Here is a 13,747-nt window from a genome sequence, read left to right on the forward strand (position 1 = left end):
GAGGGCTCGTGGAGGCAATTCAGGTGGCGGCCTGCAGCAGGGCGTCGAGCTTGATGGCGTCGGCCGCAAATGCGCGGATACCCTCGGCCAGCTTTTCCGTTGCCATGGCGTCCTCATTGAGCGCAAAGCGAAAGCCTGCCTCGTCGAAGTGCACGCGCTGCTGAGGGGTGGCCCTGGCGGCCTGTGCGTCGAGCGCAAGGGACACTGGCCCTTCGCTGCTGGCCAGCTGCTGCAGCAGCTCGGGCGAAATCGTCAGCAGATCACAACCGGCAAGCGCCAGGATCTGGCCGGTGTTGCGAAAGCTCGCTCCCATCACCTCGGTCTCGATGCCAAAGTGTTTGTAATAGTCGAAGATGCGCTTAACGGACTGCACGCCAGGGTCGTTGACGCCTGCGTGTGCGGCCTCGTCCCATTGGCTGCCCGCCTGCTTCTTGTACCAGTCGTAGATGCGGCCGACAAAGGGCGAGATCAGCTGCACCTGCGCATCGGCGCAGGCCACTGCCTGGACGAAGGAAAACAGCAGCGTCAGATTCGTGCGGATGCCACGCTGCTGCAGCGCTGCCGCTGCCTGAATGCCTTCCCACGTTGCCGCAATCTTGATCAGCACGCGGTCTGAGTCGATGCCTTCGCTGCGGTAGAGCGCCATGATGCGCTCGGCGCGCGCGATCGTCGCAGCCGTGTCAAAGCTCAGCCGTGCATCGACTTCAGTGGACACGCGCCCCGGGATGTGCTGCAGGATCTCCAGCCCGAAGCGCACGATGAGCCGATCCATGCGCTCGTCCAGGCTGCCGGACTGCACCGTCTGCTTCAGCAGCCCCGCATAGTCGGGCTTTTGCACGGCCTTGAGAATCAGCGACGGGTTGGTGGTGGCATCCTGCGGCTGGTAGGCCGCGATCTGGTGAAAATCTCCGGTGTCGGCTACTACCTTGGTAAATTGTTTGAGTGAGTCTAGTTGCGATGGCATGCAGCAATGTTTGGGGATATATGGGATAAGCAAGTGTAGCGGTTCAAACAACGACTTTGCGTCTCGTCACGAGAATGCCATAGGCAAAAAAAAGGAGCATGCGACGCATGCTCCCTTACAACTCTGGCCGTTAGGCCAGATTTTTTCGCTTCAACCGAAACTTGGCGTTACGCCAAGCACTCGATTAGAAGTTGTGGCGGATACCGATACCGAAGTTGTCCTTGCCCCAATCGTCAGGACGGGCAATGCGGCCAGCCTTGCCGGTAGCCTTCTCATTGTAAGCGTACACGCCGTAGATGAAGGTGCGGTTCGACAGTGCATACTTGGCTTCGACCAATGCATCGGTGGTGTCACTTTCGTCTTCGTAAGCGACCGAAGCGCCGAGGCTGAATGCGCCAAACGGAACCAATGCACTCAGGCTTGCACCTTTGTAGTCTTGGCCGTTGAATGCGGCATTGTTGCCACTAAAACCGTAGAACGTGCCTTGGTGGTAGGAAGCTGCCAGCTGGAAGGAACCGAAGTCGTAGCTCGCGCCAAGTTCCCAGCCTTCTGCGTCATTGCTCTTGCCGGTACCGACGCCATTGCCACGATCCTTGTTCCAATCATCTGCACTAGCGTAGTTCAGGGCTGCTGCCAGAGGACCGTTTTCATACATCAAAGCCAGTTCGTACTTGGCGTTGCGGTCGGCGGTGTCCGGCTCACTGTAATCGTTATCTTCGAAGACATACGCTGCTTGGGCGCTGAAGCCACCAAACGAAGGGGTGACATAAAGAACTTGAGCGTTGTTGCGCGAACCAGAAGCCCCAGCGTAACCGAACTGGTTGGAGATCACCGAGTAGTTCGGGTCGCCCAGGATGTCCCAAACGGCGCGGGCGTTGCCAGCAGGCGACGTAGCGCGGCCAAGGCGCAGCAGACCAAAGTCACCACCCAGTGCGACCCAAGCCTGACGCTGAAAGCCGCCGGATGAGCCATCAGCCAAGCTCACACCTTGTTCGAAATTGAAGGAAGCCTTCAGGCCATTGCCCAAGTCTTCCACACCGCGGAAGCCAATGCGGCTGGTGCCGTTATTCAGGGGGCCGTTGGCGAACGCGCCGGTAGTGTCATCGTTGTTCTTGGACTGGTAACCGAGACTGACGTCAGCCACGCCATACAGGGTCACGGAAGATTGCGCCATCGCCAGGCCAGAAGCGGCGAGGGCGGCCAATGCGATCAGGGATTTTTTCATTGCGGATACTCCAAGGTTAAACATAGGGCTCCGGTACGGGGGGTCTAGGGCTGTAGTGAGCCTGGTTAGCAAGTCCCGCCGGTTCCCCGAGCCAACCTCCTGGTGGGGAAGTTGGATGTATTGCAACAGAGCCCCGCGAAGTTGGCAAAGGGTATTTGCCGTTTGAGGCCGCTTGCGTGCCAGATTGTTGTGCATCGGCAACAAGGAAAGTGATGAATTGGGGCGTGCATGCACCAGCAAAGGGCTTGTTGGGGCGCCGCGCCCGTTAATGTGTTGCTGGATCGCAACATGGCATGGCTGCGGAGCGCCATTCCTTTCCGTTGCCCGTCGGCACGTTGTCTATGAAACGCAGCGTGTAGGAATAGTCTGTCATTGAATCATCGCTGAATTGTCTCTTCATTGTCACGTGGCTTGGCTCCAATCGCTCCCACTGCACCACCTGAGCTTGTCAACCGCGCACTGGGCGACTGTTTGGGAGTGTCAGCACAACCCTGGCCTTGCCGGCAGTTTTCCGGGAGGCTGCGCACAACCTGTTTGGAGTGAAGACGATGAAGAAGACTTTGATTGCGGTGGCAACCGCTTCGATGCTGGTAGGCGGCGCTGTTGCGCAGTCGAACGTGGTGATCTATGGCGAGCTCGATGCCGGTATCGGCCAGCGCTACAGTGGTGAGGACGTTGGGATGATCTCCAACTACGCAGGTACCTCGCGTTGGGGATTGCGTGGTTCTGAAGATTTGGGTAATGGACTGAAAGCCAACTTCAACTTCGAGTCCGGCTCGATTGAACTGGGGGATGGCTCAGTTGGCGGGAGTGGCAGCTTCAATCGCCAAGCGTGGGTAGGCCTGAGTGGTAGCTTCGGTAGCTTGATGGTTGGTCGTACCACGACGCCACAGAATCGTGTCATGGGCACCTTTGATTTGAACGGTACAGCCGATGGTTCTTCGGCCCTTAAAGCGATCGGCCTCGCGGCAAATGGTAACTTGGGCGGTTCACGCCAAAATGCGCAAGTGCAATATGCGACGCCGAATTTTAACGGTTTGCAATTGCGCGTTGCCTACGCCACTAATGACAACACCGAAACTGACAAAGCGTTTGCGCAAGCTGCAGTCAGCTATAAGACGGGTGGCCTGACGATCGGCGGTGTGATTCACAAAAAGATGAACGACGCGCAGCGTACAGGATATGCCTTGGGTGCCAAATACGATTTTGGCAGTATTGTTGTGAGTGGCTTCTACACACGCGACGAGACTGAAGATACCCGCACCAACCTCGGTGGCGGCGATGGCTTTGGTCTGGGGATTGCTGCGCCTATCGGTGCATTCACCGTGGGTTTGCAGGCAGCCTACCTCAATCACGACAACAATGCTGTGGACGGCGCTACGGCGTATGAGCTTTTTGGTAACTACAGCTTGTCCAAGCGTACCAAATTGTATGCCGCTGCTGGTTATGTCAACGATGAGGCTGAGCGCCGGGGTGGATACAAGGAAGACACCACCTTCGGCATCGGTATCTTGCACAAGTTCTGATCGGGCATTGCCTGCAGGCCCATGGTTGTGGGACATCCATGGGCCGATGATGACAGCCGCTTAAAGCGTGCGGATACTCCAAGGCATACTGGGTCGCTGTGGTGGGCGACCCTTTTTTTATTGGGCGTGGTGCGCAAGATTGGTGAAGGTTCAGGTCAGTGCGTGGTCGGAGTCGGTGTTTCCGTCGCGCCGTTGGACGGGAAAACGGCCTGCCATAGTGCCAGGCCGGCCTGGCGCAGCGGGGCGGCTTCCTCCGGTTCGAGCCGCGAGGGTTGCTCGTTCAGGCGTGCGGTGTGCTGGCGTCGGCGCATCTCGCGGTACGCGTCGGCAGCCCGCGTGCCGATTCCAGCCGGCAAAAGCTTGAGCGCTTCGGCCAGCCGCAGCAGGGCGATGTTGCCGGTGTTGGCGGCCAGCTCGGCGTGGTCAATGGCGTGAGCGAGCACCAGGTATTGCGTGGCAAATTCAATGTCGATCATGCCGCCGCGACTGTGCTTGAGATCAAACAGGCCGCCAGGCTCCGGATGCGCCTGGCGCATGCGCTCGCGCATGGCGATGATCTCGGCGCGCAGCGCGGCGCGGTCGCGCGGTGCCTGGATGACGGCCTGGCGCACCTGCGCAAAGCGTTCGGCCAGCGCGGGCTCCCCCAGCACGAAGCGCGCGCGCGTGATGGCCTGGTGCTCCCAGGTCCATGCGGTGTTGCTGCCGCGCTGCTGCTGGTAGTTGGCGTAGGCGGAGAAGCTGGTCACGAGCAGACCGGAGTTGCCGTTGGGGCGCAACGCAGTGTCGATCTCGTACAGGTCGCCCTCGGCGGTCTTGGCGGTCAGCCAGGTGATGAGCTTGCGGACCAGATTGGCGTAGACCTCCGGGGCGTCGTCATGGTCGTCGTCGTAAACGAACACGATGTCCAGATCGCTGCCGTAGCCCAGCTCCTTGCCGCCCAGCTTGCCATAGCCGATGATGGCAAAGGCGGGCGTGTCCCGATGGCGCCGCCGCAGGCGCTGCCAGCACCAGCTGGTGGTGGTGGCGAGAATGCTGTCGGCCAGTGCGCTGAGGTCGTCGGCAACGGCCTCCACGCTGATTCTGTGTTCGACGTCGCGCGCCAGGGTGCGGAAGACTTCGGCGTGGTGGCCTCTGCGCAGCACGTTCATGAGTGCTTCGTCGTCGTCCTCGCCGGTGCGCTGCAGCGCGGCGCGGCGCAGTTCCAGCTCCTGCATGAACGCGCCGGCGTCAAAACGCTCATCCAGCATGCTGCCGCTGGCCAGCTCATCGACGACGACCGGGTGGCGCAGCATGTAGCGCAGCGGCCATTTGGCCGCGCCCAGCACGTGCACCAGGCGGGCATGGATGGCCGGGCGCTCGATCAGCAGCGCGAAATAGGTGTCGCGCCCCAGCAGGGATTCGAGCCAGTCGCAAAAGCGCAGCGCTGCATCCAGTGTGATCTCTTTCCTGGCCAGCCACTGGCCGGTGGTGGCCAGCAGTGTCAGCACGCGTGCCAGTGCATCCTCACGCAAGGTATCCAGGCGCGGGCGTTCCAGCCAGCTGCGCAGGTGTGCTGCCATCTCGGGCGGCACTTGCTGCAGCAGCTGCTCGAAAGTGACCGGCTGGGCCGCGTTCTTCACGCATTTGCCGCCACTGCACTTCCTGGTGTGCTGCGCGCCAAGCAGGGCGTCGAACTCCTCGGCGACGCGCTCGCGGTGCTGGTCGAGCGTGCGCAGGTAGCTGGCGGTATCGGCAAAGCCCATGCTTTGCGCCAGCCACAGCAGATCCAGGTCGTTGGTGGGCAGGATGTGGGTTTGCTGGTCGTCCAGATACTGGATGCGGTGCTCGGTACGTCGCAAAAAGACGTAGGCGGCATGCAGCTGTTCGGCCGTCTCTTGCGGCATCAGGCCAGCGCGTGCCAGGCGGGCGAGCGCCTCCAGCGTCGGCCGGCAGCGCAATTCGGGGAAGCTGCCGCCGCGCACGACCTGCAGCAACTGCACGATGAACTCGATCTCGCGGATGCCGCCGCGCGAGATTTTCACGTCGTTGGCACGCTCGGGTCGGCCCGCGCAGCGCGCGCTGGCGTGCTCGCGGATCTGGCGGTGCAGTGTCCGCAGGGCATCGAATACGGAATAGTCCAGATAGCGGCGAAACACGAACGGCAGCACCGCATCGCGCAGCTTGAGCACGTTCGCGCTGTTGCGAATGCAGTCGGTGGGGGCAACGACGCGGCTTTTCAGCCAGGCAAAGCGTTCCCACTCACGCCCGTGCGAGAGGAAGTACTGGTGCAGTGCGTCCAACGCGATTGCAGGCGGACCGGACTTGCCGTGCGGGCGCAGCGCCAGATCCATGCGAAAAACAAAGCCGTGCTCGGTGGTGTCACCCACCAGCGTCTGGATGTGGCGCACCAGCTGCGCGAAGTATTCCTGATTGCTGATGATGCCGCGTCCATCGGCGTTGCCACTGGTTTCGCCGTCGCGCTCGTAGACGTAGATCAGGTCGATATCGCTGGAGACGTTGAGCTCGCGCGCCCCCAGCTTGCCCATGCCAACAACCCAGAACTGTACGTCCCGCCCTTTCGCATCGCGCGGTACGCCATAGCGGGGCTGCAGCAGCGCGTGGGCTTCGGTGCAGGCCTGGTCCAATGCCAGCTCGGCCAGGCAGGTCATGGCCAGGGTAATGGTTTCCATCGGAGCGCCCTGCTCGACATCACTTTCGATCAGGCGCAGCAACAGCAGCTGGCGTAGAACCCGCAGCGCCGCGTCCAGTGGATATTGCGCACGCAGGGCCTGCAGCGTGGTCTCCAGCGTTTCGCGGCTGTATTCGCCCGGTGCCAGCAGGTCCAACTGCGCCGCATACCGCCGCTTCACACGTTGGTAATAACGGGAGTAGGTGGCGCAACCCTCGCAACCGGTGGCAGGCTCGGCAGTCTGGGGTTGCAGCAGGGCGGGGCGATCGGGTCGTGGCCTCAGGACAGGCAGCGCATCGGCAGACGAATTCATCGGGACGATATCGGGTGGGTCACATGCATTTCATTGTGTCGCAGACTGGCGCTTGCTGTCGCGCCGTCCGACATATCCATCGCCCAGCATCAACTACCGTTTGGAAGGACTCCTAAACAGGTTCTTACAACGCACATGCCCAAGGATGTACAGGTTCTCGGGATAATGTCGCACTTGCATGCGCCAATCCAACCTCGCCCCCCTTTCCGATAGCCACGCGCGTCAGCCTGTGCGCCGCGCGCGCTGGTTGCGCTGGTTGCGCGGGTTGTTGGTGCTGGCTGGCGCTGGCGCGCTGGCCGTGGTAGGGGCACTGCTGGCGGCGCATCTGTGGCTATTGCCGCGCCTGGACGACTGGCGCCCCTGGCTGGAGCAGCGCGTGCGCACCGCAACGGGCCTGGAAGTGACGTTGTCTCGTCTGCAGGCCGAGCCCGGGGGCTGGTTGCCCACCGTGTTGGTTGGGCCGGGGCAGGTACGCGATCCCGCAGGCCGCTGGCAGGTGAGCTGGCAGGCGCTGCGCCTGGAGTCGAGTCTGCCTGCCCTGTTGCGCGGTGGCGCCCAGGCGATCGTCGTGCAACAACCGCGCCTGCAGTGGCGCGGCAGTCAGGCATCGACAGCAGCAGCGGCGGCACCAGACGCGCAGCGGGCATGGATGCAGCATCCCGCATGGCGATGGCTGCTGGCGCAGCCCATGGTGCGCATCGTTGATGGCCATGTACAGGTGGAGGGCGCAGCGCTTGCCGCGCCGACTGGCCAGACGGTGTATCTGGACATGGATGCCACGCTGCAGCGCCAGCGTCTGTCAGGCCTCCACCATCTGGTGCTGCGCGTGGGCGGGACAGAAGGCGCGCAGCTGGCGGTGGATGCGCGGCTGCGGGGACTGACGCAGCTCCCCCGCCATGGGCAGGGCTGGCCTGCTGCCAGTGGTGATGTGCGGCTGAATGTGACGGGGTGGACTCTGCGGGCCCTGGAGCGCGCCAGCGGCGTGCACCTGCCGGATGTCGGGGCGCTGGCTGGCGAGGCCCATCTGACGCTCGAAGAAGGGTATCTGCGCGACAGCGATCTGGCGCTGCGCTGGCAGGCAAGCGCAGCGGATGCCGGTGCCCAGACCGACGGGTGGGAGCAGCTGGCGCTACGTGCGCGACTGCAAGAGGCGCCCGTGGGGGAGTCTGCAACGCGCTGGACGGCGCGCAGCCTGCAGCTGCAGGTGCAGCGCGACGGTCAGCAATGGGACAGCGGTGAACTGCGCGGCGCGCTGCAGCTCGCGCACGGCTGGATGCCTGCATCGGCCAATTCGCTGGCAAGCGTGCAGCAGATGCAACTGCAGTGGAAGCAGCTGGACCTGACGGCGCTGCAGGCTGTACTCGCCAGTGCCGGGGACGCAGGTCCGGCTCCCTCGTTGGACAGGCCTCAGGATGACTGGCTGGTGCAGGCCTGGGAGTGGCTGCAGCAGCAGCAGGTGCGCTGGCGGCCCGCTGGTGTGGTGCGCGACCTCACGCTGTCGTGGCAGGCGCCGCAGGACGCCGACGCCATGGCCGTGCCTGACAACGCCGTCGAACAGCTCTCGCGCGGTCAGTGGCAAGCGCAGGCGACGCTGCAGGCGCTGGCACTGGGTGTGCCTGCTGACACCATAGGCGAACCGCCCGCCAATGCCGCCCCGTGGGGCGTGCAAGGGCTCTCCGGGCACGTAGCAGGCAGCAGCGGCAATGGCCGCGCGCAGCTGGAGATCGCACAGGGCAGCCTGTACTTGCCGCGGCTGTTCGAGTATCCGCATATGGCTGTCGAACATTTGCGTACTACGCTGCAGTGGCAGCGCACCGCAGAAGGCGGCATTGCCGTCAACTTCGATGCCCCGGAGTTTGCCAACGTCGATCTGCGCGGTCAGGTCCGAGGCTTCTGGCGCCCCTCCACGCGGCAGGAGGTGGCGCAACTGCCCCCGCGGCACGGTCGTGCGGCAGCGGCCTTGCCTGGCTATCTCGACCTGCAGGGGGTGCTGACGCAGGCCGATGGCACGCAGGTCTGGCGCTACCTGCCGCTGGTGATCAAACCGGACGTACGCCGCTACGTGCGCGAAGCCGTGCAGGCAGGCAAGGCTTCAGATGTGCAAATCGCCGTGCGCGGCCAGCTGCAGCGCTTTCCATTTGCGCACGAGCGCCGCGACGACGAATGGTTTCGCATCCGGGCCGCCATTGAGGATGCCGCCTACCGTTACGTGCCGCATTACCTGATGCGCGGCGAGGACGCCGGTCGCAGTTGGCCCGACCTGCAGGATGTGAAGGGATTGCTGACGTTCCAAGGCAGCGCCATGGCTTTGCAGGTGTCAGAGGGGCGGCTGGCGCAGCAGCCCGAGGTCGCGATCACGCAGGGCAGCGCCATCATCCGGGATTTCGAGGCGGCCAGCGTGGCGGTGAAGGTAGATGCCCAGGGCCCACTGCAGCAGCAGCTGGATGCGCTGGGAGAAACGCCGGTGGCGCGCATGACCGATGGCCTGCTGAATGCCTTGCGTGCCGATGGCCAGGCCAGCCTGCAGCTGGCGCTGGAGATTCCCCTGGGCAAGCAAGCCGCCACGCACCGCCCCCGCGTGCAGGGCACCATTGCGTTGCCGGGTAACACCCTGCGCTGGCTGCCTGCAGTGCCGCAGCTGCAGCAGGCCAGAGGCCGAGTGCAGTTCACCGACCGAGGGTTTCACACAACGGGCTTGCAGGCAAGGGCGCTGGGCGGGCCGGTCGCGCTGGACGTGACCATGGCCGACCGCGAGCCTGGTGCGCCACCGCGCGTGCAGGTGCGAGCGCAGGGCCGCTTTACGGCAAGTGGATTGCAGCAGTATGCCGCGCGGGCCACGCGCAACCCTACCGTCGATGCCCTTGCGCGTGCACTGGAGGGAGAGGCCGACTACGCGCTGCAGGTGCAGACGATTGGCGCTGCAGTCTACCTGACGCTGGACAGTGACCTGGTGGGCCTGGCCAGCAGACTGCCGCCGCCGCTGGACAAACAGGCACAGCAGGCCAGTGCGTTGCGCATCGACTGGGCACCGCCCGACCAGGCCGGCGAGGAAGTGCTGCAGCTCACGTTGGGAGAGCGCGTTTATGCGCGCTACCTCCTGCAATCGGATGTGACGGCTATGACGGCGGCTGGCCAGCCCGAGGAGGCGCTTGCGCACCGCGCGGCCGGTTCCGGGCCGAGCGATTCCGCAACGAGCCGGTCCTCCGATCGGCCTCAGCAGCGCCGCGTGAAATCGGGCAATGTGCTGATCGGCGCCTTCACGGAGGACGAGCGACGCCTGTCGGGCTTTATTCCGCATGACTTCGCCGCGCCACCAATACCCGAGACAGTGCGTGCCACCATCATGTGGGATGAATGGGACGCCGCGGCGTGGCTGCCCTGGCTGCGTGGGGCCCCGCTTCAGGATGCGGGCCCGGAGCTGGGCCATGATGGTGCGGCCAGTGGTGTGATGGCGCAGTTTCTGCCGGATGTCTGGTACGGCAACTTCCAACGCTGGCGCTGGGGGGCGCTCGCCATCGACAATGTGCGCGCGCAGCTCTATCGGGAAGGGCCTACGCGCAACATCTGGGTGGCCAAGGTACAGTCCGACCAAGCGCGTGGCACGGTGGAATACCACCCGGACTATCTGCAGGCCACCGGCCTGCTGCGCGGCAAGATCGAATACCTGGAGCTGCCCGCAGGACTTGCACAGCCGCATGCCGAACAAGGCGCGGCGGCCAGCCAGGATTCGGCTACGCCGATGCTCGCAGGCCAGCTGCGCAGCCTGCCCACCGTTGATCTGGAGATTGAGCGGCTGCTGTTTGCCAACCGCGATTGGGGCAAGGTGGCGTTACAGGCGATCAATCACGTCGAGGCCGGCATACCCAGCGAGTGGCGCATCCGCTACCTGACCGTGCAGACGCCCGAAGCGCGGCTGACGGCGCGCGGCAGCTGGCAGTCGGCCGAGCAGAGCGCGCAGCAGCGGTGGCAGCCGCTGCTGTCAGGGCGCAAGCGCATGGACATGCAGTTCACGCTGGAGGTGTTCGACGGTGGGCAGCTGCTGGCGCGGCTGGGCCGCCCCAGCCTGCTGGCGCAAGGCCAGGGCGTGCTCGATGGCCGGCTGAGCTGGCTTGGCTCGCCGCTCAAACTCGATCTGCCGTCACTGTCCGGCACTGTTCATATCGACATGCGCCGGGGGCAGTTCCTGCCGGCGGACGCGGGGGCAGGTCGTCTGCTTGGCGTGCTGAGCCTGCAGGCCTTGCCAAGGCGGCTGAGCCTGGACTTCCGGGACATATTCAGTGCCGGCTTTGCCTTTGATCTGGTGCGCGGCGACATTGCCCTGCAATCGGGCGTAGCGCGAACCAACAATTTGCAGATGCAGGGCATCAACGCCGGCGTGGTACTGGAGGGGCAGGCCAGTCTGGTGGACGAAACCCAGGATCTGAAGGTGGTGGTCGTGCCGGAGCTCGACGCCAGCACCGCAGCGCTGGTTGCCACCGCGATCAATCCGGCGGTGGGGGCAGGTGCATTCCTGGCGCAGATGTTTTTGGCCAAGCCACTGGCACAGACCGCTGCGCGCACCTTTCACATTCACGGCAGCTGGGCCGATCCGGTGGTCGAGCGCGTAGAAAGTGCTGTGGCGGGCCGTCCCGCGCAGTTGCCGTGAGAGCCTGCTTGGGCAGGCACGAAAAAGCCCGCCTGTCTGGCGGGCGTGGGGCTGGCGGTGCAGCCGGGTGGCGTTACTGCGCAGGTTCGCCTACGAAGATTTCCACGCGACGGTTGCGCGCCCGACCTTCCGCGGTGGCGTTGCTGGCGACCGGCTCATAGGAGCCACGGCCCTCGATCTGGATGCGGTGGGATGCCACACCACGCGAGACCAGGTACTGGCGCGTGGCTTCGGCACGGTTGCGCGACAGCGGGTTGTTGATGGCGTCATTGCCGGTGCTGTCGGTATGGCCGACGATCAGCACTTCCGTATTGGGGTTTTCCTGCAGGCTGCGCGCAAAGCGATCGAGCAATGGCGCGAACTCGGGCTTGATGTCGTAGCGGTTGGTATCGAACGAGATGTCGCTGGGGATGTTGAGCTTGAGCCGGTTGTCGGACGTCTGGGTGACGACCACGCCGGTGTCAGCCATGGCGCGGTCCATCTCGGCGCGCTGGCGCTCCATGCGCTGCGACCAGACATAGCCGCCCAGGCCCCCGAGGGTGGCCCCGACGGCGGCACCGCGGCCATCGCCAACCAGGCCGCCGACGATGGCACCAGCTGCGGTGCCGATGCCCACGCCAGTGGCAGTATTGCGCTGGCCTTCGGTCATGTTGGCGCAACCTGTCAGAAACAGGGCGCAGCTAGCACTGGCAGCCAACAGGCTGCGTGCGAACGTGCCCGGCAAGCGGGCGGTCGTAGTGGTTTGCATGGTCATTCTCCTTTTGTGCAGCGATGGCAAATGAAAGGCTTGTTAATGATTGCTGAAATGCGTTACCTCAGCACGTGCGGCATCTGTGGATAATGCGCGTTTTCCCGTCAAAGCCAGTCTGCTGCGTCAGCGCCATGTGCGAGCAGCTTCGTTGGCAACGGGCGCAGCGGCAACGGGTGTCGCGAATTGTCCGAAAGAGCCTGCGCGCAGGAAGCAAGTGCAAGCAGGCTCTTGCCCCCACACGAGCAATATAACGTTTCAGCGGCGCACGCGTTGTCAGATCGCTTCTGCAATTGCCAACATTGGCGTCCTGCCTGGCTGTGATACGGGTTGTTGGCACCTTTTTACGAATGCGGGGGGTAAGGCTGCTCCGTCGCCGACAGCGGTGGCGCCAGTGTGGCGCGGTGACCTTGCGCGATGCGTTGCCCCTGCGAGATGGAAATGGATTGTTGTGGCAAGCTCTGAAGTCCGTATGTTTCGAACCCTGATGCGCGCCGCGGCCGTTTGCGCGACGGCCGTGTTGGCTGCTTGCAGCACCCCTCCTGCCAGTGTCCCGTCCGAGGGAGGGGCACTGCCTGCGTCTGATGCCGTGGTGCGTCCCAGTGCCCTGCCGCAGTTGCGCCCGCATGCCATCGGCCCCACGGTGCGACGTGAGGCGGCGTTGTGGACGCCCGTGCCCTGGAGCGATCTGCCAGGCTTTGAGCAGGACGATCTGAGCGATGCATGGGCCTCCTGGCTGCGCAGCTGTGAGCGTCCGCTGCCCGCCTGGCAGCAGGCCTGCGGCGAGATTCGTGCACTGCAACTGGCGGATGACGCCACGCGCCGCGCCTGGATGCGCCGCAGCCTGCAGCCGTATCTGGTGCGCAGCCACGAAGGCAGCGACCTGGGGCTGCTGACGGCGTACTACGAGCCGGTGATGCGTGGGCGGCGCCTGCGAGGCGGCGGTTTTGACGTGCCGCTGTATGCCATGCCAGCGGGGTATTCCGGACAGGGGCGCTGGTTCAGTCGCCAGCAGATCGAGTCCAATCATCCCGCTGCCGCGATGGCGCTGGCGGGGCGGGAGATCGCCTGGCTGGAGAATCCGGTCGATGCGATGGTGCTGCACATCCAGGGATCGGGGCGCCTGATCCTGCAGGAGCCCAACGGAGACATTCACCAAGTCCGCCTTGCTTACGCCGGCACCAACAACCACGCCTATGGCAGCGTCGGGCGCTGGTTGCTGCAGCGTGGTCTTGTCAAGGATGCGACGTGGCCGGGCATCAAAGCCTGGGTCGAGGCCAATCCGCAGCGCGTGCAGGAGATGCTGTGGAGCAATCCCCGCTACGTATTCTTCCGCGAGGAGCCGTTGCTGCTGGAGGAGCAGAATGTCGGTCCCAAGGGCGCCCAAGGCGTGCCGTTGACGCCGGGCCGCTCGATTGCAGTCGATCGCCGCAGCATTCCGTACGGCACGCCAGTATGGCTGATGACCGCAGGCCCGACCCTCAATGAAAAGCGGCTGGTGCTGGCGCAGGACACGGGCAGTGCCATCGTCGGCGCGGTGCGCGCCGACTACTTCGCAGGCTGGGGCGAGCAGGCGGGAGAATTGGCCGGGCGCGTCAAGCAGGATTTGTACCTGTGGGCCTTGTGGCCCAAGGGCATGCCAATCCCATGAGTGCAGC

General features: G+C 64.1%; 7 protein-coding genes. 3 read left to right on the plus strand and 4 right to left on the minus strand.

Translation table 11 applies throughout. From position 1 onward, the window contains the following. Positions 1-19 precede the first annotated feature (19 nt). Complete coding sequence (gene tal / locus AAV94_RS13640) at positions 20-964, minus strand: transaldolase (protein ID WP_046742767.1); 945 nt, start codon at positions 962-964, stop codon at positions 20-22. A 184-nt stretch (positions 965-1,148) separates the two neighbouring features. Then, positions 1,149-2,189 (minus strand): porin, encoded by a 1,041-nt coding sequence (locus tag AAV94_RS14485; RefSeq protein WP_052755068.1) that lies wholly within the window; start codon positions 2,187-2,189, stop codon positions 1,149-1,151. Between the two features lie 548 nt (positions 2,190-2,737). Between AAV94_RS14485 and AAV94_RS13650 the strand changes: the two genes are divergently transcribed. Beyond that, positions 2,738-3,715, plus strand: a complete 978-nt coding sequence (locus AAV94_RS13650; RefSeq protein ID WP_156454454.1) for a porin — start codon at positions 2,738-2,740, stop codon at positions 3,713-3,715. A 155-nt stretch (positions 3,716-3,870) separates the two neighbouring features. Here the strand turns inward: AAV94_RS13650 and glnE are convergent, their stop codons facing one another. After that, positions 3,871-6,696: a bifunctional [glutamate--ammonia ligase]-adenylyl-L-tyrosine phosphorylase/[glutamate--ammonia-ligase] adenylyltransferase gene (gene glnE / locus AAV94_RS13655; protein ID WP_084824944.1), complete on the minus strand. Its 2,826-nt coding sequence runs from the start codon at positions 6,694-6,696 to the stop codon at positions 3,871-3,873. 178 nt (positions 6,697-6,874) lie between these two features. On the opposite strand from glnE, the gene AAV94_RS13660 reads away from it, so the two are divergent. Further along, positions 6,875-11,341, plus strand: a complete 4,467-nt coding sequence (locus AAV94_RS13660) for a YhdP family phospholipid transporter (protein WP_084824945.1) — start codon at positions 6,875-6,877, stop codon at positions 11,339-11,341. 73 nt (positions 11,342-11,414) lie between these two features. Here AAV94_RS13660 and AAV94_RS13665 read toward each other — a convergent pair whose 3' ends face one another. Next, complete coding sequence (locus AAV94_RS13665; protein ID WP_046742864.1) at positions 11,415-12,089, minus strand: OmpA family protein; 675 nt, start codon at positions 12,087-12,089, stop codon at positions 11,415-11,417. A gap of 472 nt (positions 12,090-12,561) precedes the next feature. Here AAV94_RS13665 and mltA point away from each other — a divergent pair, with 472 nt between their 5' ends. Beyond that, positions 12,562-13,740, plus strand: coding sequence for a murein transglycosylase A (mltA, locus tag AAV94_RS13670; protein ID WP_084824946.1), 1,179 nt, complete (start codon positions 12,562-12,564; stop codon positions 13,738-13,740). The last annotated feature ends 7 nt before the right edge of the window (positions 13,741-13,747 follow it).

The organism is Lampropedia cohaerens (genome assembly GCF_001005215.1).
Taxonomy (GTDB): Bacteria; Pseudomonadota; Gammaproteobacteria; order Burkholderiales; family Burkholderiaceae_C; genus Lampropedia; species Lampropedia cohaerens.

Coding starts and splice junctions, on each gene's coding strand:
- tal (WP_046742767.1), bottom strand. CDS start 964: ATGCCATCGCAACTAGACTCACTCAAACAATTTACCAAGGTAGTAGCC.
- AAV94_RS14485 (WP_052755068.1), bottom strand. CDS start 2,189: ATGAAAAAATCCCTGATCGCATTGGCCGCCCTCGCCGCTTCTGGCCTG.
- mltA (WP_084824946.1), top strand. CDS start 12,562: ATGTTTCGAACCCTGATGCGCGCCGCGGCCGTTTGCGCGACGGCCGTG.
- AAV94_RS13650 (WP_156454454.1), top strand. CDS start 2,738: ATGAAGAAGACTTTGATTGCGGTGGCAACCGCTTCGATGCTGGTAGGC.
- glnE (WP_084824944.1), bottom strand. CDS start 6,696: ATGAATTCGTCTGCCGATGCGCTGCCTGTCCTGAGGCCACGACCCGAT.
- AAV94_RS13665 (WP_046742864.1), bottom strand. CDS start 12,089: ATGCAAACCACTACGACCGCCCGCTTGCCGGGCACGTTCGCACGCAGC.
- AAV94_RS13660 (WP_084824945.1), top strand. CDS start 6,875: ATGCGCCAATCCAACCTCGCCCCCCTTTCCGATAGCCACGCGCGTCAG.